Origin of the sequence: Bacillus sp. ME78 (assembly GCF_903970865.1) — a bacterium.
In the GTDB taxonomy this organism is placed as follows: Bacteria; Bacillota; Bacilli; order Bacillales; family Bacillaceae_G; genus Bacillus_A; species Bacillus_A cereus.
The window spans coordinates 1-22916 of record NZ_CAJCKK010000018.1 but is presented as its reverse complement, the minus strand read 5'-3'; the positions used below and the strand labels follow the sequence as shown (position 1 = coordinate 22916).

Sequence of the window (22916 nt, the reverse complement as noted above, 5' to 3'; positions counted from 1 at the left end):
GCGGTTCTGTAAGTTAAACCGCAATTCTAGGGAAGAATTACACATTTACTATTCATAGGGTGCTTGATTCAAATATAGTTAATAAATTTTTGTTATTTATATTTGAAAAAATAGAGTATCGAAGTGAGAGGTAAGTAAAATCCTTACATTCTATTAGAAGTAAAAAATAACGATATTATCCTATCTGAAAGATTTCTCCTTCTTAATCAGTTTACAAAGAGAGAGGTCATACAAGTTATATGAATTAAGTTATAAAAACAATGGTAAAGGAGTGTACGGAATGAAAACTAAAATAATTACAGGATTATTAGTCACATCCATTGTAACTGGAGCAAATATTCCTATCAATACTCTTGCAACACCAATCGTTCAAGCGGAAACTCAACAGGAAGGCATGGATATTTCCTCTTCATTACGAAAATTAGGTGCGCAATCTAAATTAATCCAAACGTATATTGATCAATCTTTAATGAGTCCTAATGTACAGTTAGAGGAAGTCACAGCTTTAAATACAAATCAATTCCTAATCAAACAAGATATGAAGGAATGGTCATCGGAACTCTATCCACAGTTAATTCTATTAAATTCAAAAAGTAAAGGATTTGTAACAAAATTTAATAGCTATTACCCGACATTAAAATCGTTTGTAGACAATAAAGAAGATAGAGAAGGGTTTTCGGATAGACTTGAAGTACTTCAAGAAATGGCTATGACGAATCAAGAAAATACGCAACGGCAAATCAATGAATTAACAGATCTTAAATTACAGCTTGATAAAAAATTAAAAGATTTTGATACCAATGTGGCAACTGCGCAAGGCATACTAAGTACAGATGGAACAGGAAAAATAGACCAGTTAAAAAATGAAATATTAAATACCAAAAAAGCAATTCAAAATGATTTACAGCAAATTGCCTTAATACCAGGGGCTTTAAATGAACAGGGATTTGCTATATTCAAAGAAGTTTATAGTCTTTCAAAAGAAATTATTGAACCAGCTGCGCAAGCAGGGGTGGCAGCGTATAACAAAGGAAAAGAAATTAACAACTCTATTCTAGAAGCTGAGAAAAAAGCAGTGCAAGAAGCAACAGAGCAAGGTAAAACTGCTCTAGAGATTGAATCAGCAAAAAAAGCAGCTCGTGAAGCAATTGAGAAAAGCAAACAAGGTGAAATAGCAGCCGCAGCCGCAGCAAAAACACAAGAGTATGACCTGATGAAGGTTATTGATACCGAAAAGATTAAGAAAACATTTGGCGTTTTTGCTGAAGTAAATAAATTAACAGCAGAACAGCGAGCATATTTAGATGATTTAGAGAAACAAAATCAAAAAATATATGATTTAACAACGAAATTATCAATAGCTGATTTACAAAAATCAATGCTTCTTCTTACACAAAATGATTTGCATACGTTTGCAAATCAAGTAGATGTAGAACTTGATCTACTAAAGCGCTATAAAGAAGATTTAAATCTAATAAAAAATAGCATTACAAAATTATCTACTAATGTTGATGCAACTAACGAGCAGTCTCAAAAAGATACATTAAGACAATTAAAAAATGTAATAAATTACCTTGAAGAGCAAGTATATAAATTTTGATATTACGTTTTTGGAAATCTATAAAGAGTATAAGCATTTAGCGAAAGAAGGAGAATAGTCATGAAGAAATTTCCATTCAAAGTACTAACTTTAGCTACATTAGCAACTGTTATAACTGCTACTACCGGTAACACTATTCATGCATTTGCACAAGAAACGATTGCTCAAGAACAAAAAGTAGGCAATTATGCATTAGGCCCCGAAGGACTGAAGAAAGCATTAGCTGAAACAGGGTCTCATATTCTAGTAATGGATTTATACGCAAAAACAATGATTAAGCAACCAAATGTAAATTTATCTAATATCGATTTAGGCTCAGAGGGGGGAGAGTTGCTCAAAAATATTCACCTTAATCAAGAGCTGTCACGAATCAATGCGAATTACTGGTTAGATACAGCGAAGCCACAGATTCAAAAAACTGCTCGTAATATTGTAAATTACGATGAACAATTTCAAAATTATTACGACACATTAGTAGAAACTGTACAAAAGAAAGATAAGGCAGGTCTAAAAGAGGGTATAAATGATTTAATTACTACAATCAATACAAATTCAAAAGAAGTTACAGATGTGATTAAGATGCTACAAGACTTCAAAGGAAAACTATATCAAAATTCTACAGATTTTAAAAATAATGTTGGTGGTCCAGATGGGAAAGGTGGATTAACTGCAATATTAGCAGGTCAACAGGCAACGATTCCACAACTTCAAGCTGAAATTGAGCAACTTCGTTCTACTCAGAAAAAACATTTTGATGATGTATTAGCATGGTCAATTGGTGGTGGATTGGGAGCAGCTATTTTAGTTATTGCAGCTATTGGAGGAGCGGTAGTTATTGTTGTAACTGGCGGTACAGCAACACCGGCTGTTGTTGGTGGACTCTCGGCTCTTGGCGCAGCTGGTATCGGTCTAGGAACTGCGGCTGGTGTCACAGCATCTAAGCATATGGACTCCTATAATGAAATTTCTAACAAAATCGGAGAATTAAGTATGAAAGCAGATCGTGCTAATCAAGCAGTTCTTTCGCTTACTAACGCGAAAGAAACATTGGCATATTTATATCAGACTGTAGATCAAGCGATATTGTCTCTAACAAATATTCAAAAGCAATGGAATACAATGGGCGCAAATTATACAGATTTACTGGATAATATCGATTCTATGCAAGACCACAAATTCTCTTTAATACCAGATGATTTAAAAGCCGCTAAAGAAAGTTGGAATGATATTCATAAAGATGCAGAATTCATTTCAAAAGATATTGCTTTTAAACAGGAGTAGAACTGAAATTTAAAACCTAAATTGGAGGAAAATGAAATGATAAAAAAAATCCCTTATAAATTACTAGCTGTATCGACGCTATTAACTATTACAACTGCTAATGTAGTTTCACCAGTAACAACTTTTGCAAGTGAAATTGAACAAACGAACAATGGAGATACGGCTCTTTCTGCAAATGAAGCGAGAATGAAAGAGACTTTGCAAAAGGCTGGATTATTTGCAAAATCTATGAATGCCTATTCTTATATGTTAATTAAGAATCCTGATGTGAATTTTGAGGGAATTACCATTAATGGATATGTAGATTTACCTGGTAGAATCGTACAAGATCAAAAGAATGCAAGGGCACATGCTGTTACTTGGGATACGAAAGTAAAAAAACAGCTTTTAGATACATTGAATGGTATTGTTGAATACGATACAACATTTGACAATTATTATGAAACAATGGTAGAAGCGATTAATACAGGGGATGGAGAAACTTTAAAAGAAGGGATTACAGATTTGCGAGGTGAAATTCAACAAAATCAAAAGTATGCACAACAACTAATAGAAGAATTAACTAAATTAAGAGACTCTATTGGACATGATGTTAGAGCTTTTGGAAGTAATAAAGAGCTCTTGCAGTCAATTTTAAAAAATCAAGGTGCAGATGTTGATGCCGATCAAAAGCGTCTAGAAGAAGTATTAGGATCAGTAAACTATTATAAACAATTAGAATCTGATGGGTTTAATGTAATGAAGGGTGCTATTTTGGGTCTACCAATAATTGGCGGTATTATAGTGGGAGTAGCAAGGGATAATTTAGGTAAGTTAGAGCCTTTATTAGCAGAATTACGTCAGACCGTGGATTATAAAGTAACCTTAAATCGTGTAGTTGGAGTTGCTTACAGTAATATTAATGAAATGCACAAGGCGCTTGATGATGCTATTAACGCTCTTACTTATATGTCCACGCAGTGGCATGATTTAGATTCTCAATATTCGGGCGTTCTAGGGCATATTGAGAATGCAGCTCAAAAAGCCGATCAAAATAAATTTAAATTCTTAAAACCTAATTTAAATGCAGCGAAAGACAGTTGGAAAACATTACGAACAGATGCTGTTACATTAAAAGAAGGAATAAAGGAATTAAAAGTGGAAACTGTTACTCCACAAAAATAGGGAAATATTAATTCTGCGTAAAGTGAACTAAAACATAGAAAGTCTATGATTACACTGTTAAACAGAAAAGTAATAATTAATAAATCCTTATATAACAGAAAGGCGGAGTCTCATTAAAGACTTCGCCTTTCAATTATATATAAGTATGATTCGAATAAAAAATAACCTTGTAGTTTAATTGCTTTTTTAAAATTTGCAACAGAATCGGTTAATTTGAAGCAGATTATATACATTTTCTTTAATACTTAATGATTTGAAGGCTGCTAAAGAAAGTTCAAACGATACTGATAAAAGATGTAGAACTCATTTTGAAAGACATCGCTTTTTAATAAGATTAGAACTTGAAACCATACCTTATATAGGAGGAATACGAAATGATGAAAAAAATCCCTAATAAACTACTCGCTGTATCAGCGTTTTTAACTATAACAACTACTTATGCAGTCATACCACTAGAAACTTTTGCGATTGAAATTGAACAAACGAACAATGAAAATATATCTCTTTCAGCAAATGAAGAACAGATGAAAAAAGCTTTGCAAGATGCTGGTTTATTTGCAAAAGCTATGAATGAATATTCTTATTTGCTAATTAATAATCCAGATGTGAGTTTTGAAGGAATAACTATTAATGGAAATGCAGATTTACCTAGTAAAATTGTACAAGATCAAAAGAATGCAAGAGCACATGCTGTTACATGGAATACACAAGTAAAAAAACAGCTTTTAGATACATTGACAGGCATTATAGAATATGATACAAAATTTGAAAATTATTATGAAACATTAGTAGAGGCGATCAATACTGGAAATGGAGATACTTTAAAAAAAGGGATTACAGATTTACAGGGAGGAATTCAACAAAATCAAAAGTCTGCAAAAGCATTAATAGAAGAATTAATTCAATTAAAAAATGCTATTGGAGAAGATGTTAGAACATTTGGAAGTCATAAAGAGACATTGCAATCGATTTTAAAAAACCAAGGTGCTGATGTGGAGGCTGACCAAAAGCGTCTAGAGGACCTTTTAGGACAAGTAAAATATCAGAAAGACATAGAATCTAAGGGATTAGACATGGTGAAAATCCCCTTTATTCCAACCTTGATTGCTGGTGGCATCATGATAGGTGATGCAAGAGGTAAGTTAGGTTGGCTAGAACCTGAATTAGCAAAATTGCGTCAGACTGTAGATTATAAAATAACATTGAATCGTGTAGTTGGAGTTGCATTTCATAATATTAGTGATATGCATAGTATGCTTGATAGTGCTATCACTGCTCTTACTTATATGTCTACGCAATGGGAGGATTTAGATTCTCAATATTCGGGTGTACTGGGACATATTGATAAAGCTGATCAAAAAGCTGATCAAAATAAATTTAAATTCTTAACCCCTAGCTTGAATGCAGCGAAAAACAGTTGGAAAACATTAAAAACAGATGTTGTCACTTTGCAAGAAGGGATAAAAATTGCAGAGAAAAAAGAACAGGATTTTTTGAAGCAGCTTCGTCCAGCAAACGTTTTCTACTTTTATAAAAAAATTCATAACGCATACACTTTTGAAATAAAGACTGGAACAAATGCACCAAATGCGTCTTATAAAGTTATGAATTTAACTAAAAACACTGTTCATAATATGTGGAGTGGAGGGGCTAATACTAACATGTGGGCTGATTGGCTTTCATTCAATCCAAATGATGAATTTGCGGTAGTAGCAGTAGTGGATGGTAAAGAATATGTTGTGTATAAAGACAAAGTACAAAATATAATGAACTGAATCTGAAAAGTAACGAAGTAATTAAAGCTGGACAATAAACTAGACATCAAGTTAATTTGAAAATCTCCTTAAATCCTAGAATACTTTGCTCAAGAAAAAGAATTTGTTCAACGAAAAAGTAAATATTGAACCATGGAGTTAGTTGTATTATGTGTATGGTTTTACCGAACGGTTTCAAGTACATTACGCATACAATTATGTAGTTATCCTGAAGCATCTACAGGTGTTCTTATCGCCCCTGAAGAACTACTTCGCTTCCTAAGTGGAGTAATTTTATGCAAAATTAAGTGAACGTTTTTGTACATAGATTAGTTGACATTTATATAGGTTTTTTCCATTTTCAAAGATAGATTTGTTTTTTGTGTTATTTTTTAAAAATTACGGCTGAAATTTCTATATTTATGACTCGGCATATAATCATTGTTCGATGAAATGACATACCACGTCCCTTAGAGTTTCATACGTATTACGATAACTTAAAGAAAAAAGATAATAGTAGTCAACGGTTACTATTATCTTTTTTGAACTATTTTTCATTAAAATATCTCATCTGCTGTTCGCCTTATTTTCTTTTCTAGATTTTATCCTAGTTTAAATTTTATGCATTTGAACTGTTTATACTATTTGTAGGATTTTTAGTTTTTTTGTCGAATACACTTAATGCAAGGAGGGACATTACATGATTATTAAAGATTATTTCATCAATCTTTCTATTTTTTCTTTATTAGTTAGCGCAGCAATATTTATTCAAGTGTTTACAATTAATTCTAGTCGATATTTCGAAAAGCTCTATGGAGGGATTATTGCAGTTACGTTAATGTTCTTTTCTTTTCCATACATGGGATTTTCCTACGATCTTCGAATTGTTCCTCTTATTCTATCTTTTATTTACTTTGGCCGTATTGCTGGTTGGATTACGTTAATTAGCATAATTTTAATGCGTATATTTTACATTGGAGGGTATTGGGAACCTCCTGTGATTGCTTATTTATGTATGGGAATTCTATTTTCTAATTTTAAAACTTATTTTAAAAAACTACATCCTTTTAAAAGTGCATCTTTATATTTTTCTGTTTTTATTGGAATAAAGTGGTTAGTTGGCGTATTATTTAATATTACATTACTTTACAAAGGAGGCTTATTATATATAGCGTTAGGACTTTTAATTGGGCTATTTCTTATGGAAGCCTACCAGAGATTGTATTATTTAACACGGGACTTATCTAAAATGAATCGAGAATTAAAAAAATCGAAGCAAGAACTTACAGATACCGTACATGAGCTTCAAGGAGGAATTTTTAAATTTAAAAAAGTGGGTAAGCACTTTATACACACTTTATGTGATGGACAGTTTTATTATCAAAACGGATTTTATTCTGAACAGGTGGTAGGAAAAAGCTTACGTACTATTGATGCTTCTATTGTTCCTCCACATTTAGTTCCACAATTGATGAAGTACTATCTTAAGGCATGGGAAGGAAAAGAAATTATATTTGAATTACCTTGGCCAAATGATAAAACTATTATTCTTATTGCGCTTAGGCCGATTAAAAGAAATGGACAAGTTATTGAAGTTGTTGGTTCTACAGTTGATATAACCGAAAGGAAAAAGGTAGAATCAGAATTAAGCGCTACCAAAGAATTATTAGAATCATTTATAAAGCACAATCTAGATGCTATTACCATTTCTGATCGAGAAGGGCATATTTTACAAGCCAATAAAGCTTATGAAAAGATATTTGGGTGGTCATCACAAGAAATCATAGGTAAGAGATTACCTTGTGTACCAGATTTTTTAATGGAAGAATCGCTCAAAAATATTCAGAAAATTCTAACAGGTGAATCGGTGGTTACTAGATTAGAAACTGTTAGACAACGGAGTGATGGGAGTCTTCTTGATATCAGTCTGACAGTTTCTCCTATACTAGATGTAAGAGGAAATGTGATAGCTTTATCAGCAATATGTAGAGACATCTCTGAAAGAAAACAAGCAGAAAGAGAACGGCATCGATTACACCAGCAACTAAGAGATAGTGAAATGAAGTACCGTGCACTAATCGAACAAGCAACTGATGCGGTATATGTAGTAGAGCTGAATGAAGATAATGCTCCAAGTCGATTTATTGAGGTAAACCCTGTTGGGTGTAGAAGATTTGGATATAGTAGAGAAGAGTTGCTCTCATTATCATTTTCAAATATAGTACCACAAGATTCTCAAATAATCGTAAGGTTATTAGAAAAAATTAAAAAAGGACAAACTTTCTTCACTTTGCAAGATGAATATGTTTTTCCAACAGGAAAAGTAATAACAACTGAGTTTAGTGTTCGTGTTTTTAACTTAAATGGTAAAAAAGTTTTTCTAAGTATTTCTCGTGATATCACTGAACGGCTAAAAACAGAAGAATTATTACGAAAATCTGAAAAACTTGCTGTTGTAGGACAATTAGCGACTGTAATGGCTCATGAGATTAATAATCCATTAACTGCAATGAAAGGGTTCATGCAATTACTAAAATCAACGGAAAATGAGAATAATCAGGGTTATATTAATATAGTATCATCAGAGATTGAGCGTATAGAGAGCATAACAACTGAATTTATGGCGGTAGCCAAACCACAGGTAGTAAAAATGCAACCTAATAACATTAGTGTGCTAATGGATCAAGTTTTAATGCTACTACAACCTCAAGCAATGATGCATAATATAAAATTTAGAATCGATCTTAACCCTGGTATTCCATTGATTTCATGTGAAGGAAATCAATTAAAACAAGTATTTGTTAATATATTAAAAAATGCAATTGAATCTATGCCGATGGGAGGGGAAATTCTGATTCAATTAAATATACTTGATAATAATCAAGTAAGCATTCGTTTTATCGATCAAGGGTGTGGGATTCCAAAAGAACGTATACCATACCTCGGAGAACCTTTTTATAGTATTAAAGAAGAGGGGATTGGCTTAGGGTTAATGATTTGTTATAAAATCATTGAAACACATCAGGGAAAGGTATTTATTGAGAGTGAAGTGAATAAGGGGACTATAGTTGAAGTCACTCTCCCTATTTGCACACTTCAAAATTAATATATTCTTTTTACTGAAATTTTTTAAGAAACCATACAAAATGTAATGTTATTGACACTTAATGAAATAATAAAGAGAAGAACACTGGTAAAATGTACCCTATAGAATAGACACTTGAAAAATCCTGTTATAAAAACAACCTTTCTTTAGTACTAATACCAAAAGAAAGGTTGTTTTTAATATCGTAATTCCACTTAAAACATTTCTAATTTTTACTTGTAATACATTTTTTAACTAATTTTGGTTAAGTTATTTTCAAAGGCTTTATTATTAATTCAATAAGTATATTTATATATAACCATCCCTAATTTTAAAAATAGCAATTTCCTGAAAACTATATATAGTTTCTTTCTGAAAGGAAGGGTATTATCAATTGAAACCACATGAAAGAATATCTGTTTACTCTATAGAATCTTTGCAGGATTTAATGAAATTACTAAAAAATCTAAAGATTTTATAACGTTGGAAATTGCTTCTAATAATTCCGCTATAGTCATTTCATATTTTAGAACATTAATCGATGTAAATATATTTCATGAATCATTATTTGTAGTCGAACTGGTTCTTAGGGCAATTTAGAGTAGACTTGAAACAGCATAGATTCACTTAAGCTGAATATCTTATTGTAGAGGTAATCTTTATTACATGGGGGAGTCTGCATGGGATACTTAATACCTGTTGAATCTGATGTAAGAATTTTTGTAGAAGATATAAATCCGAAAGGTAAGAAAACAATACTTTTTATACATGGGTGGCCATTAAACCATAAGCAATTCGAATATCAGTACAATGTACTTCCAGCAATGGGATATCGATGTATAGGCATTGATTGGAGGGGGTACGGCAATTCAGACAAACCATACAGTGGATACAATTTTGATAGATTGGCAGATGATATAGCAGTAGTAATTAAAGCGTTACAGCTTAAAGATGTCACACTAGCAGGACACTCCACAGGTGGTGCAATTTCAATTCGTTATATGGCTCGTTATCAAGGATTTGGAGTATCCAAATTAGTCCTAATTGGTGCTGCATCTCCAACTAGTGTGGAAAAAGGGATTGCGAATAAGTTCATTACAGACACACTGAACGATCGCCCTAATATGTTGCAGGGTGTAACAGATCAATTTTTCTTTCAGAAAATCACTGGACCATTTTTCGAATGGTTTCTACAGTTAGGATTGGAAGCGGCTAGTTGGTCGACAGCTGCGATTATGAGAACATTGAGAGATGAAAATGTGTATAGCGATCTTGGTAAAATAAATGTACAGACGCTAATTATTCACGGTATTCACGATAAAATTGTTCCATTTACTAAGGGAGAAGAGACGCAAAAATTATTGGGAAATGCACAACTTGTACCTTTTCAATTCAGTGGTCACGGCACATTCTGGGAAGAGCGGGAAAAGTTTAACCAGGTTTTAATCCAATTTATTGGATAAAAAATACACTATGTAATATGTACACGTAGGCTAAATAGTAAGTAATAAAAGGAACGCACTTGATTAAAAACTTTATTCTGAGAGTTCCTTTTATTTTCAGCTATTCACTTCATCCAAAGTTGTATGAGAAGGCGATAAGCCTTACCGATACACAATTACTAAAGGTATAAAGGAACAATAAAGGATAAGTATGGCATATTGTTCTGCTTTATCCACGAATGGCTCTAGTTTTGAACCAAATAGCGAGGCGTTAAGATGATGGAATTGATTATATTATTTTGATATATTGAAGAACAGACACGTAAAGAATTAGCAGGTACAATGGCGTACGATAAAATTGAGTATGAACTATCCAAAAAGTATCAGCGGTTTACTAAGGATTATGAACAGTATAGATTACAAAACCCCTGTATTAAGGGGATTTTGTTTTTTTACATGACGAAATGCTTAAAAACATAATATAAAATAAACATGTTTGATTTTCATTCATGTTTAATTTTTATAAACATCCATTACTTTAAACGTTTGACAAACGAGCATTAAGTCTGGAGTAAAAGTAAGTCCATACCGACTTAATTCCCAAGTGAAAAATTTAACGTGCTCACTATACCAATAATCATAGCTTAAATCGCCTTCACCCTCAGATCTTGCAAAATTACTTGTTACTTCATTCATTTTTAGTAAATCGATCTTTGTATATTTTATAATTGCTAATGGATTATTGTCTCCATCCAATACAATATCGTACTGACCAACTTTTTGAATTTCTTCCCCTTCAAGCTCATAAACACAATGTGCAGCGCATGTTCCTGTTTTGATTCCTTTAACTACTAAACTTCCTAATTCATCTCCCATTTCTTTGGAACCATCTCCAAACATCCATGCATCTGGAACACTCATGTTTAAGTCATTTTCTTTAGCGTACATATACCAATATTCTTCTATCTTATTAACTGACATCTGTCACTCATCTCCTTAATATTTAAATATTTCGAATTTAACACACGGCATATTATCTGTCAATATTTTAGAAGAACTTGCAATACAACTACATCGATAAATTTTTTTGTAAAATAAAACTCTTCATAATCATATTTCACATTCTGTAAACTCATGCAAATAAAGAAAACTTGTACTGTTATTATGCTGAAATTGTAATGGGAAAGTAAAATGGTTGAAAAGTACACGTTATAAATGGATTTATTTACTAATAATATATTTTCTTTGTTTCGTAGCATATTAAACGTACAGGAGGTGATATGTGATGGCAAACAATCGTAACAACTCTTTAGTGGTTGCAGGTGCAGAAAGCGCACTGGATCAAATGAAATATGAAATTGCACAAGAATTCGGCGTACAATTAGGTGCGGATTCAACTGCAAGAGCGAACGGCTCTGTAGGTGGAGAAATCACAAAACGTCTCGTTGCTATGGCAGAACAGCAACTTGGTGGATATAACAAATAATGCTAGGTATAAAGTAGAAAAAGGAGAGATTATTTCTCTCCTTTTTTGTTTTGTATTCGATTATAAATAGTATATTTGTTATCTTTCTTGTCTCTCATTATTTGTTTCTTCCAGCCACTTAGAAACGGATTCTTGCATACGAGATTCTAATGATTGTATTATTTTATTTGATATAGCAAGTGCTTGATCCGCATACTTATTCGGGAACATGTTGCGCAAAGTAGGTTCATTTTCAGCACCATCTCCTGGTTCACGGTAATCTTCAATGATGTAATCATCCCAATTTTTTGTGACTGTCACACGGACTGGAAGTAAATGTCCTGCTTGAGGAACTGTCTGTGTTTCGCGGTTATATCCTTGCATGAGGGAATGGAGGTAGACATACATTTTTTCATCCTTCATCTCAGTTCCATAGATTACATGCGTCTCAAATTGTTTTTCTGTATGATTTAATTTGTCTTGATTCCAGGCAATGATACTTTCTGAAATAAGGGAATCTAGTTTGCTGTTAAGCGGAATATCCGTTACATCCTTTGCCTCATTTTGGACAGAATCACACCCTGTTGCAATGAAAACGAGTATGACAATACTTACGGTAATTATTATCTTTCTCAAAATCTTATTTTCATATGTTAATGCAAAACGTCTGCTCATCAATTCACTCCATTTCTCTTTGTGCTAATCATCCACTGACATAACTCTTTTATATGACAATAGTAAAATCGTCTTCAAACTAGAAACTTATTCTATCCAAGGAAATATATTGAATTATATAATACATACTATACATTCTTACACATAACGGGAGAGACTCTATGAGAAAAGTTATAATGTATTGCGGGATCTTTATTATGATTCTTTTAAGCGGTTGTATCCGATTCGGAAAAGACATTACAGATACAATCTATCTCATTCCTGAAGCATACGAAGGAGACCTTTTGGTTATATACAATGTTCCAGGAGCTGAGTTGTTGCCAGAAGAAGATGGATTTCGTGTCGTCACTTTTTCTGCAGACGGGACCGCAGTTACATCTACAGCCGATATGAAATATGGGGAAGTCAATGACACGTATTACACGGTTAACAAGGAAGGTAAGCGCACCAAACTTGATGAAAGCTGTATACGCGTTGGTTCAAATGGAGGCACTACTGAAAACATTGGTAAAGAAAATGAGCATACATTCTCATACGCGAAATTGGCAGTTACAACTAGTGCTTGCTCACAAAGCTTCTCATCATACGGGAGAGAAGTACCAGAAAATCAAGAACATCCTGTAGAGAAGAAACTGAGGGAATTATTGGTGCTCGTAAAAGAGCAGTATATGAAAGTGAAATACTAAATTTTCAAAAGGGTGAATGGATGATGTTAGGAATAGGGTTGATTGTAGTAGGGATTTTACTTGTCAGCATTGTATCTTACCGAGAAATAAAGAAAGCGGGGGGCGTAACCTGGATTGAAATTCTAGTATATCCCATTTTATTATTAATAGGCGCGTTACTCGAATATTTTGATCTGCCAGAGTTTTTAATATTTTTAGGTTTGGTATGTATTGTTTTTGGTAGCTGTATGGTCATGGGCGTCAATATTCTATAACATTAAGAGCAAAGCATCTAGTTCAGATGCTTTTTTATTTTATTTTGTAATTTTTATTTTTAATGTCTATCACACTAGTTACCCAGACATACAGGGTTCCAAGTGCTGGTAAAAAACTTAGCAAGTTGAATGTATTCTCTATAATATAGAATGAAATAAAAATGGAGGAAAAATAAATAGACAATGGAAGAAAAATGTATACGTCACGTTTTAAAGATTTTAAACTTTGCACTTTATTCACCTCAGCTTTTCTGGCATTATGTTTTAAATAAGAACCCGTAAATTTGCAGATTCTCCTGGTGATGATTTTAAAATATGTAACTTAGTTTTAATCATAGAATGTATTGAATCACTATAAAAATCAAATATTAATTTTCTAAAGAATCCTATACAAACCTTATTGCGTTAGAAATACAGACCTAATTATAACCGTTGTAAATGGATCCAATTAGATTTCGGCCATCCCAGTATCCGCATCATAACTAGTAACACATCCTGTCATCCCTTTTAAAATACCAACATGGATTGTTGCATCCGCATTAGCTGTTACAATTTTCATCACATTCAGCTCCGTTTCGATAATATGCTTTGACTTCCCGCGTGATCATTTATTCGTTAGATAACAAAAACGCACCGTAACCCAGTGCGTTTCAGACAAATATACCTATATGTTTTACTTTGTAATTTGGAAGGAGCCACCATAATAATATGAATTGTCTACTTTTAGTACTGCCACATATGTACCTGGTGTGTAAACCGTTGTAATTGGTGTTTTGAACCTAGAATAGTAGTGGTGTCCAGCCTCACCTGCAGAAATGGTTTTGTAGCGTTGCAATTTACCTTCTCCGTTCAATCGATAAATCTTTACAACACCTACATCTTTTCCGCCTATATATACCGTCTTATCAAACGTATCACCTTGTTTTAACGTACCAGGGGCTAATTCTTGTAGATAGTCCACGTTGTGATGCAATAAGAAATACGTCTGCCATGGCCAATCATCCACAACAGCTGAAGCTTGCTTAATCGTATTTACTTCAGCGCGCGCTTTATCAGGTAGCGTACTGTCTAAAACGATAAAACCCGAAAAGGTTAAGGCACCGATTAAAGCAAATGAACATAATTTTTTCATATTAAATTCCTCCCGTTTATCTGACATTGTCATAGTCCACTTACAGGTATCAGGTTGTCATCCATTAATTGGATTATTATTCTAAAATCAATATATCATTTTCTTTTAATTTAATCAAATTAGAATTTTCTAACAAGTGATGAGGATAGATAAAATCCCATCTTTCTCCGTTTTTTCTATCATACAGAAGAAAGAACAGAGGCGATAAAGAAATTTTATTTCGCTCTCTTTTCAAATTAACAACATTTCCCGTTTGTACGGTACGAGACTATATTAAACATAAAATAGACACGAAAGGGGATTGGAATTAGCGAATATTTACATGGAATCTAGGAGATGCAAGCTCAACATTTCATAACGGATCGATGGTTCCATTTCAACAGACTCCGAATCCGATAGTAATTTTGTTCTGTTTATTCATGAGGTAACGGAAGAGAATTTAGAAAAACTTGCTACAATTGCTCATCAGTATATAGAGGAGACCATCCATTGTTACAATTACGACATTGTAGAAGAAATAGGTTAAAAGAATAAAACATACTGTTCCAAATTAATATTCCGTGTGTTTTTTGAACATATACCCCTTGTTTTATGTATATATTGAATATATGGATATATTGTGTTATGATGTGAATTAGAAACTCGCGTGTTTCAAATACAACATTTTTATCTTCTTGATGACCTCTTATCTTTCCGTAAGAGGTCTTTTTTTATCCCTCCTCATTTGCATAGCCGTTAAAATACTATGAAAAGATACTAGGAGACTACTACACTGTGATATTCTCTAGTATTTTTTCTTTATCCATATTATCTATTGTTGAGTAAATGATTAATTGTTAATTTTTGTATGATTTTTATAAAATAATAAAGAGGTATATATGAATAGGTATGTCCTTTTTATGTAATGATAATGCGAATTGAAGCGTAATACTGAAACGGTAAACGAGAAGAATCAGGGCCGAAACAGATAGTAAGGAAAGTAAAACAGTAACAGCAGACAATACTTATAATGAAAACGTTCATAATGGACTGTCTATGGATGGAGAAAAAATACGAAAAGATAAAAGGGGCAAATGAATATGAACAGAGCCTTTAAAGGTATCGTATTAGCAGAGCTAAGTGTGAGTTTCTTGCTAGCGGGTTGTACAATAGAAACATATGTCCTAACGCAGTCCAGAATATAAGCATGTAGATTAAGTATTCTAAGCTGATAAAATGGTAGAAGACAAGAAGACAAGAAGACAAGAAGACAAGAAGACAAGAAGACAAGAAGACAAGAAGACAAGAAGACAAGAAGACAAGAAGACAAGAAGACAAGAAGACTATAGCGATGAAGAAATTGAAAGAGAACTAAGAGGTTTAGCATCCTGACTTTCTAAATAACATGAGTGTTTCTATAGAATGAATCCTTAGGAGGGCTATTGTGGAACCTTTAATCAATGGTATTTTATACTTTGTATTTTTTTTTGGAGCACTGTTTCTTATACTGGGTACTGCATTGGTTTTATTTATCGTGGCTGCATTACCAATAACCTGGAAGGAGAATCTATCATTTCTAATGATTAGTTTAGGTATAAATATACTTGTCATTCCATTGTCTTTTTTTATTGGCGGGATGGCAACAGATTCCCCTGGTAGTACGATGCACGATTTTTGGAAAGTATTTTTCTTTATTCAGGTAATTCCGTTCCCTCTAGTACTGCTATCTTTAGTTTGGTGGCTTATTCGTCGAAAAAAAGCAAAAGTTCATGTGTAGCGTTTTTAATGCAAATAAGCTGTCCGTTTGGGGAGCTTATTGTATTTATTACTAAACGTGATTATTTCCAAAATGAATGCAATAACACTATACAGTTAAATAGAAGGTGAAACATATTGAAATCTTATCAAACGTTAGCCCACTTGTATGCATTAGGACTAGGCTGCGGGCTTTGGGATAGAGAGGAGGTAATTTCATGGTGCGATAGGTTGATTGAAGCAAATGATCACCCGCCATATGAAATTATGGAGATATCTATAATGTCTAAAGCAAAGCTGATATATATAGAATCGGCTTTACTGTCATATAGCCGCATAGTTGATGAAAAATACTCGGTAAATATCCTTCTTTCTGTCTTAAATGAAAAGTTAGTAGCTCAGAAATGTAATGTGAAACAAGCTCTTACTTGCTCCACTCGTTTACTAGTAAACAGAGGCGTATATTGGGAAGAGGAATATTTTGATTTATACAGCCTTGATAATAGCTATGATATAGCACAGGAAGGGATTCATTTTAATAAAGAAGATGTGATTACTGCTTATATCGATACATTAGGTGCTTTTCGCGTCCATTTTAACGAGTTTGAAGATCTATATTTGCAAGTCATGAAACAGAAGTGGCAAGGATAGAAGGCAGGAAAAGGAATCATTGAATCGTAAGAGTTACTTCCTGTATTTATCACCAAATTTATCTAGCCAAGACGAATCTGTCTTCGTGTTGATGAATTTTTGTCTCTTAATAACTTAATGCTATCATCTGTAATTTTTCCGACAGCAAGCAAAACTAGCATTTTTAATGCATAATCAGACGCTTGTAAAGGAGCATCACTATTTAAATTTTTACCAGAGAGTAATTTATTTAATTAGTAGAAAAAGGAAGGGACCTATTTGGCTCCTTCCTTTTTCTCATACATACATACATACATACATAACGCTTGTTGACAACTTATGAAATAATAGCATTCATTGCTATTAAAATATAGCACTAAAAGTGATTAAATGGATATGCAATTATACATATCCATTTAATTGCATGAATGGGAACAAAATGATTTAACTCTTCCGGTATGGAAACAAATAGATTCAGGTATATTTAGGGTAAGAAGACCTGATTATTGATCGCTGGTTAAATCATATTTCTACGTATCTGAAACAAATTATTTCACTGGATTGTATGTTATAGATGGTGAGGGATTTATGAAATGTAGATTGTTTCTTGGTTTTTTGCTCGTGATTTTACTTTGAGGATACATCGGAAAAGAAGTTACGTTATATACGATTCAAAAAGGGGTATTAGTTAGTGCATCCATAGACACGCTCCGTTTCCTGTTTCCTATCCTACTAAATTACCATTCCAAGCAGATTCCTTCTCTTTCAAATAATTCATCCATTGAATAAAGATAATTCCGCCATACGTATCGGAGGGCATGAAGCTTTCTTAATACCATTTGGAATATATTTCAATATATTTCCGATACTATAACAGATCGGAAATTTCTCTATTGGAGGTATATAATGGCATATCCATTTCGTAACTTAGTATTTGAAGGTGGCGGGGTAAAGGGAAGCGCTTATATAGGTGCCATCCGTGCACTAAATGAAGAAGGGATTTTACCAGAAATACAACGATTTGGGGGGACTTCAGCAGGAGCGATTACTGCATTACTTTTAGGTCTTTCCATTCCATTCGCAGATCTTGTAAAAATCCACAAAGACATGAATTTCAAAGCGTTTAAAGATGATGATTTTTCGATTGTACAAGATAATATTCGTTTATTTTTTGATGGTTTTGGTATCTATAAAGGGGATTTCTTCACTGAGTGGGTAGGAAAGATCGTTGAAAAGTGGACAGGGAGTAAGGACACAACCTTTCAGCAGTTATATGACAAAACAGGAAAAGACGTGTTTTTCCAAGGAACGAACATTTCTACACACCAGCTTCGTACGTTTTCTCGCGAAACGACACCTGATGTCCCGTTAGTAGTTGCTGTGCGGATTTCGATGTCCATCCCATTCTTTTTTAAATCTGTGGAATGGGATAAAGATTATTATGTAGACGGAGGTGTACTCGATAACTACCCAATTCGTTTATTTGATCGGAAAAGTTTTGTGAATAAAGAAGAACACTTCACGACCACAGATACGATTGACGAGGTTAATAAACTGGTAAGCAATACGGAGGATCATTCTACACTAAGAAGCTTACACACGAAATACAATGCATCTTTTTTTGATCCTGCAGATGAAATTGTCTACAACAAAGAAACGCTGGGTTTCCGTTTAGAATCTCAGGCCGAGATTGCCATGTTAAAACATATCGCAACTTCAACAGAACATCATATTGGCCATTCTCTTATTCATTTTGCATGGAATTTGTCTCAAACGATGATCAAAGGTCATGAGAGCGGAAAAACAACCAAAGAAGATGCTGCCCGCACTGTATTTATCAATACATTCTTTACGCCGTCGTTTAATTTCGATATCACAGAAGAAGAAAAGAAAACACTCATGAATTCAGGCTATACTTCTACTAAAGACTATCTACATCAATTTAATACGTCTGAAGTAAAATTGTTTAATCGACCATAAAGCCGAGTGCAATGCACTTGGCTTTTTTTAATCGTCCTGTAAATTCTTTTTTAGTAGCTAATAAAAATTCAGATAGACTATGCATAGAACAAGAGAGAGAAGATAACAGAAAGTAATAAATATAAGTTTTGATGAATTCTTATTTTGTATTACTCAATTTTATTTCTGTTTTTTTACATTTTTCTCTTTCGTCATACTCAATGTAAGCTATGTGACCATCGGGGCGAATTAAAATGAAAACTATATTTTTTAAATGAGAATCCTGTATTTCACCTACAACCACCTTTATGTGCGAATCAATGTTCATTTTATCTATTTCTTTTTTATAAGAAGGAGGTATTAATAAAATATATTTACCATCTTGTATCAATTCAAAGAGTTTATGAGTTTTCGTATTTTGAGAAGAAATAGTAAGATTTGTGCATCTTTTCCCTATCAATGGATGCCTTTCTTTCGTATGCATAGAGGAATATATAATCCCTAAGCCACTTACTCTTTTAGCTAAATCTTGATTTACCTCTGGGTATGTGAGTAAATGCGAGAATAATTCTCTTAATTCTATACCTGCATTTGAAAAGTTTATCATTAATTGTTCTTGTGCTTGTACTTCCTTGAAAAATTGCCTTCCCACAGCATGTCGTTCAATATGATAACTTTCTAATAGGCTTTCATATTTTTTTTGTTTTATAGCGAGTCCCAATTTCCATCCTAAATTAAAAGCGTCTTGTAGGCCTACATTCAAACCTTGTCCTCCTGCAGGGAAATGAATATGCGCTGCATCACCTGCCAAGAATACACGCTTATGCTGATAAGTATTTGCTAGTTTGGTTGCATTTCCAAAACGAGAAAGCCATATTGAGCTTTTAATTTGAATATGTTCACCTGTAATACTATAAATACTATCTATAAGCTCTTTTTCTGTGACAGCAACATGAACAGGTATTGTCTGATTCTTAGGATCTACAATTGCAAAACGAAATACATTAGGTGCAATAGGTACCATCATTATTATCCCATTTATATTAGATGTAGATAAAAATCGGTTATCTGGTACATCTTCTAAAATGACATCGCCTAATATAGCAGTAGTTGTTGTATCTGTTCCATTAAACGGTATATGTGATAACTCACGAACTACGCTTCTTGCTCCATCAGCGCCTACTACATATGGAACTTCTATTTCATATATTGTTTCTCTTTGCTCTATTTCTAGTTGTACGAATGTATCATACTGTTTTAAATTTTTTAAAGTATGACCACGTTTAATGTTTACACCTAATTCCAATGCACGCTCTTCTAATATTTCTTCTGTAATAGATTGGGGAATAAAAAGCGTATATGGAAAATCAGTATCTAAATTTTTAAAGTTTAATCTTGTATCTAGAGCAGCAAAATGGCTTGTATCTGATTTCTTCCCTCTAGATAAAAATCGATTTTCAATACCTCTCATAGCCATTAATTCTAAGGAGCGGGGGTGAAGTGTGAGTGCTCTAGAATTTCTTATCCGATTTAATCTTCTCTCTAAAACGACAACTTTTACACCTTGAATAGCTAATTCACATGCTGTCATAAGTCCAACCGGACCACCGCCAACTACCGCTACATCATAATAATTTTCCATGTCATTCCCTCCATTTTTTACGTAATTAAGAGCTAATACAAGAATTTGCACAATGGATTTGTAAACGATATCGATTGCGCAAATATAATTATACTCCATTTTAGTTTCCTAGGAAACTAAAATGAGGTATTTTGAGATATTCCCTATATCAAACATTGGATATGAAGGTTAATTGGACTCAATATGAGAAAGATAATAAGGTAATCTATTTCTAATTATTTAAAAGAAAGGGGATGTGATTAAGATGAATAATACATATAATGAAAAGACACATAAATTGATTAAACAATTATTTAAAAAGTTTTCACCCAAATCACCTGGCTTTGCATATATTGCTAGTTTCGATAGTGGAGTAACTTATAAAGGTGCAATTGGCTTAGCTTCTATAGAGAAAAATCAATCAATAACTACAAAAACCATTTTTAATATTGCCTCAGTTTCTAAACAATTTACAGCTTTTTCTATATTACTCATTGAGCATTTTCTTTAAATATTTTTATATAGACAACATATAAATTTCATCCATAAATTAAGGAGATGTTGTAATGACCAAAAAATTCGTAATTACTAAACCTAGTGACCTAGCTGGCTTTTCATCTTTTAAGTGCTCATTATGCGGGGAAGAATTTAAATTACGGCCGGATGAAGTACAAGAAGATGGCGTTTTAGAGCTGTTTTGCCCAAGCTGTGGGATTCCAAGTTCAGTTTCTACATACTACACTGAAGATATAAAAGAAAATGCCTTAATTATTACAGAGAATGAGATAGCAAACATGATAAATGATTTATTCAAAGGGTTAGAGAAGACTTCAAAAAAAGTAAAAATATAAAATTTAAAGCAAAGAAGCAAAATACATCAAAACCAATAAAAGAACTATATGAAAAAGATGATCTAAACGAAATTTTATTTTTATGTTGTAACAAAAATGCAAAGTTATCGATATTAACAACAGCAGGACACCAGCCATTTTGTCCATATTGTGGGGTGAATTAATTGGAATCAACTGTTCTAATCCCTATTAAAAAATTAAAAATTATATCTAAGAGTTTTAGAAGAGTCTCTGGGGATTTATTATATGCCACTGATATTCATGAGACTATGAGATTAGCTATAAAGTTTATTGCTTATATTGAAAATGAGTCTATTATTTATGACTTTATACGTAAATGTCACACACAAGACTATGATATAGAAGAAATCCTAAACTCAAAGGAATATGAATCGAAATATGACATTCCAATTGATAATAACGAAGAAATTAGCTTTATTTATCAACTATTAAAGTATGCGACAGAAAATTTATCTTCTTATAATCAATTGACATATGGATATGCTTTTTACAAGGGAGCAAAATTTTCGGATCAAGTACGTGAATTTAATTATCAGGTAGTTAGGCTTTTAGTAAATCACATTACAGATTATTTAGAGGAGATGGCGATTGAATTGGGAATTGATGAAAAACCGAACGCAAAATTATTAATTCAAGGAAATGTTGGTCAGTTTAATTATGCAGAGCAAGGGAATATCGAAGCTATTCAGACTAATAACCAAGGTGAAAATAATGACCTTCAAAAGGTAGCACAAGAGTTAATCGAACTATTAAAAGGTACTTCTTTAGAAAATAAAGATATTCAAGAAGATGCTATAGACTTTGTTGGAGAAGTAGCGCAAAATATTGAAGAGGGGCAGTCACCAAAGCCATCTCTTCTTAGAAGAGCAAAAGAATCCCTAACGGATATTAATTCGATGGTGGAGAGTGGTTCTCAAATCGCTATTAAAATAGGTCAATTTTTAAGTCTGCTTAACAGTTAAATTTAAAGAGTTAATTATATTGTTGGATCTCTCACTTGGATTTATTTTTAGAAATAACTACCTTTTAATAAAAAGACAATTACTTATGAATTAAAGTAATTGTCTTTTTTTAATACAAGTTTTTAATTAAAATAATACCAGTATACGTGCATTGATATATATACCATTTATAGATGTTAGTTCAATAGCATCTATATACTTATTGGTATGGGGATTTTCCCATTTGAAACTTATTGCTTATTTTTCCATCTTTTCAATGATAGGAGCTTTAGCGGATAATTCACCGGTTGCCATATTATTCATAAAATATGCTCCATAAATAGCAATAGTATCTCCAATATTTATATCCTGTAAGATTTCAGGGGAAACGATAGCACTAACAGTCGAATCCTCATTAGAAATTTCAATAGCATCATTTGATTTATTGATTACATTTCCAGTGTGCATTTTATATTGTTTTTTTAGCACGTTTTCTTCATTTTCTTTTTGAACAATAGCATATTTAGCTGTATCGGGCTGGCCAAATACAAGACCATCTATAAAAATAGGTACATAAATAGTAACGGTATCTCCAATTTGAATATCTTTAAGGATTTCAGG

The 22916-nt window shown here is 32.8% G+C and carries 19 protein-coding genes and 4 pseudogenes; 18 read left to right on the top strand and 5 right to left on the bottom strand.

Features of this window, described 5'->3' with window-relative positions; genetic code table 11:
• Window positions 1-280 precede the first annotated feature (280 nt).
• The 8 genes and pseudogenes from hblC (at window position 281) to H6481_RS18685 (ending at window position 10347) form a co-directional block, all read left to right on the top strand.
• Window positions 281-1600, top strand: coding sequence for a hemolytic enterotoxin HBL lytic component L2 (gene hblC, locus H6481_RS18715; protein WP_097988256.1), 1320 nt, complete (start codon window positions 281-283; stop codon window positions 1598-1600).
• A 60-nt stretch (window positions 1601-1660) separates the two neighbouring features.
• The gene (hblD, locus tag H6481_RS18710; protein ID WP_063547311.1) at window positions 1661-2881 is read left to right on the top strand and encodes a hemolytic enterotoxin HBL lytic component L1; all 1221 of its coding nucleotides are present in this window, start codon (window positions 1661-1663) and stop codon (window positions 2879-2881) included.
• 36 nt (window positions 2882-2917) lie between these two features.
• Window positions 2918-4045, top strand: coding sequence for a hemolytic enterotoxin HBL binding subunit HblB (hblB, locus tag H6481_RS18705; protein WP_000591972.1), 1128 nt, complete (start codon window positions 2918-2920; stop codon window positions 4043-4045).
• A gap of 374 nt (window positions 4046-4419) precedes the next feature.
• Window positions 4420-5820 carry a hemolytic enterotoxin HBL binding subunit HblA gene (gene hblA / locus H6481_RS18700; RefSeq protein ID WP_097988255.1) on the top strand — a complete coding sequence of 467 codons (1401 nt, stop codon included), beginning with the start codon at window positions 4420-4422 and terminating at the stop codon, window positions 5818-5820.
• Between the two features lie 63 nt (window positions 5821-5883).
• Window positions 5884-6069: pseudogene (locus tag H6481_RS28890) on the top strand (IS4 family transposase); the annotation flags it as partial.
• Between the two features lie 430 nt (window positions 6070-6499).
• The gene (locus tag H6481_RS18695) at window positions 6500-8905 is read left to right on the top strand and encodes a PAS domain S-box protein (protein ID WP_097988254.1); all 2406 of its coding nucleotides are present in this window, start codon (window positions 6500-6502) and stop codon (window positions 8903-8905) included.
• A gap of 373 nt (window positions 8906-9278) precedes the next feature.
• Window positions 9279-9445 (top strand): annotated as a pseudogene (locus H6481_RS18690) (spore germination protein); the annotation flags it as partial.
• A 119-nt stretch (window positions 9446-9564) separates the two neighbouring features.
• Window positions 9565-10347 (top strand): alpha/beta hydrolase, encoded by a 783-nt coding sequence (locus tag H6481_RS18685; protein ID WP_000540875.1) that lies wholly within the window; start codon window positions 9565-9567, stop codon window positions 10345-10347.
• 492 nt (window positions 10348-10839) lie between these two features.
• Here the strand turns inward: H6481_RS18685 and H6481_RS18680 are convergent, their stop codons facing one another.
• Complete coding sequence (locus H6481_RS18680) at window positions 10840-11307, bottom strand: ASCH domain-containing protein (RefSeq protein WP_097988252.1); 468 nt, start codon at window positions 11305-11307, stop codon at window positions 10840-10842.
• Window positions 11308-11611: 304 nt separating this feature from the next.
• On the opposite strand from H6481_RS18680, the gene H6481_RS18675 reads away from it, so the two are divergent.
• The gene (locus H6481_RS18675) at window positions 11612-11812 is read left to right on the top strand and encodes an alpha/beta-type small acid-soluble spore protein (protein WP_000002881.1); all 201 of its coding nucleotides are present in this window, start codon (window positions 11612-11614) and stop codon (window positions 11810-11812) included.
• Window positions 11813-11890: 78 nt separating this feature from the next.
• On the opposite strand, the gene H6481_RS18670 is transcribed toward H6481_RS18675, so the two are convergent.
• Window positions 11891-12466, bottom strand: coding sequence for a peptidase M56 (locus H6481_RS18670; protein WP_097988251.1), 576 nt, complete (start codon window positions 12464-12466; stop codon window positions 11891-11893).
• Window positions 12467-12627: 161 nt separating this feature from the next.
• Here H6481_RS18670 and H6481_RS18665 point away from each other — a divergent pair, with 161 nt between their 5' ends.
• Window positions 12628-13152, top strand: coding sequence for a hypothetical protein (locus H6481_RS18665; RefSeq protein WP_001233337.1), 525 nt, complete (start codon window positions 12628-12630; stop codon window positions 13150-13152).
• A gap of 20 nt (window positions 13153-13172) precedes the next feature.
• Complete coding sequence (locus tag H6481_RS18660; protein ID WP_182812791.1) at window positions 13173-13406, top strand: hypothetical protein; 234 nt, start codon at window positions 13173-13175, stop codon at window positions 13404-13406.
• A gap of 673 nt (window positions 13407-14079) precedes the next feature.
• Here H6481_RS18660 and H6481_RS18655 read toward each other — a convergent pair.
• Complete coding sequence (locus H6481_RS18655; RefSeq protein ID WP_097988248.1) at window positions 14080-14538, bottom strand: DUF5065 family protein; 459 nt, start codon at window positions 14536-14538, stop codon at window positions 14080-14082.
• Between the two features lie 1215 nt (window positions 14539-15753).
• Between H6481_RS18655 and H6481_RS18650 the strand changes: the two genes are divergently transcribed.
• The 4 genes from H6481_RS18650 to H6481_RS18635 all read left to right on the top strand — a co-directional run bounded on the left by H6481_RS18650 (window position 15754) and on the right by H6481_RS18635 (window position 18882).
• Window positions 15754-15909 carry a hypothetical protein gene (locus H6481_RS18650; protein ID WP_182812788.1) on the top strand — a complete coding sequence of 52 codons (156 nt, stop codon included), beginning with the start codon at window positions 15754-15756 and terminating at the stop codon, window positions 15907-15909.
• A 52-nt stretch (window positions 15910-15961) separates the two neighbouring features.
• Window positions 15962-16294, top strand: coding sequence for a hypothetical protein (locus tag H6481_RS18645; RefSeq protein WP_053564465.1), 333 nt, complete (start codon window positions 15962-15964; stop codon window positions 16292-16294).
• Window positions 16295-16410: 116 nt separating this feature from the next.
• Window positions 16411-16923: a protein kinase gene (locus tag H6481_RS18640; protein ID WP_097988247.1), complete on the top strand. Its 513-nt coding sequence runs from the start codon at window positions 16411-16413 to the stop codon at window positions 16921-16923.
• Window positions 16924-17808: 885 nt separating this feature from the next.
• Window positions 17809-18882 (top strand): patatin-like phospholipase family protein, encoded by a 1074-nt coding sequence (locus tag H6481_RS18635; RefSeq protein WP_000331130.1) that lies wholly within the window; start codon window positions 17809-17811, stop codon window positions 18880-18882.
• 139 nt (window positions 18883-19021) lie between these two features.
• Here H6481_RS18635 and H6481_RS18630 read toward each other — a convergent pair whose 3' ends face one another.
• A complete protein-coding gene (locus tag H6481_RS18630) occupies window positions 19022-20503 on the bottom strand; it encodes an FAD-dependent oxidoreductase (protein WP_182812785.1) in 1482 nt (493 codons plus the stop codon).
• Between the two features lie 244 nt (window positions 20504-20747).
• Between H6481_RS18630 and H6481_RS18625 the strand changes: the two are divergent.
• The 3 genes and pseudogenes from H6481_RS18625 to H6481_RS18615 form a co-directional block, all read left to right on the top strand.
• A pseudogene (locus tag H6481_RS18625) lies at window positions 20748-20981 on the top strand (serine hydrolase); the annotation flags it as partial.
• Between the two features lie 67 nt (window positions 20982-21048).
• Complete coding sequence (locus H6481_RS28885; RefSeq protein WP_259347378.1) at window positions 21049-21333, top strand: hypothetical protein; 285 nt, start codon at window positions 21049-21051, stop codon at window positions 21331-21333.
• Between the two features lie 269 nt (window positions 21334-21602).
• Entirely contained in the window at window positions 21603-22316 is a 714-nt protein-coding gene (locus H6481_RS18615) for a hypothetical protein (RefSeq protein ID WP_166696201.1), read from the top strand.
• A 237-nt stretch (window positions 22317-22553) separates the two neighbouring features.
• Here H6481_RS18615 and H6481_RS18610 read toward each other — a convergent pair.
• A pseudogene (locus H6481_RS18610) lies at window positions 22554-22916 on the bottom strand (S-layer homology domain-containing protein); the annotation flags it as partial.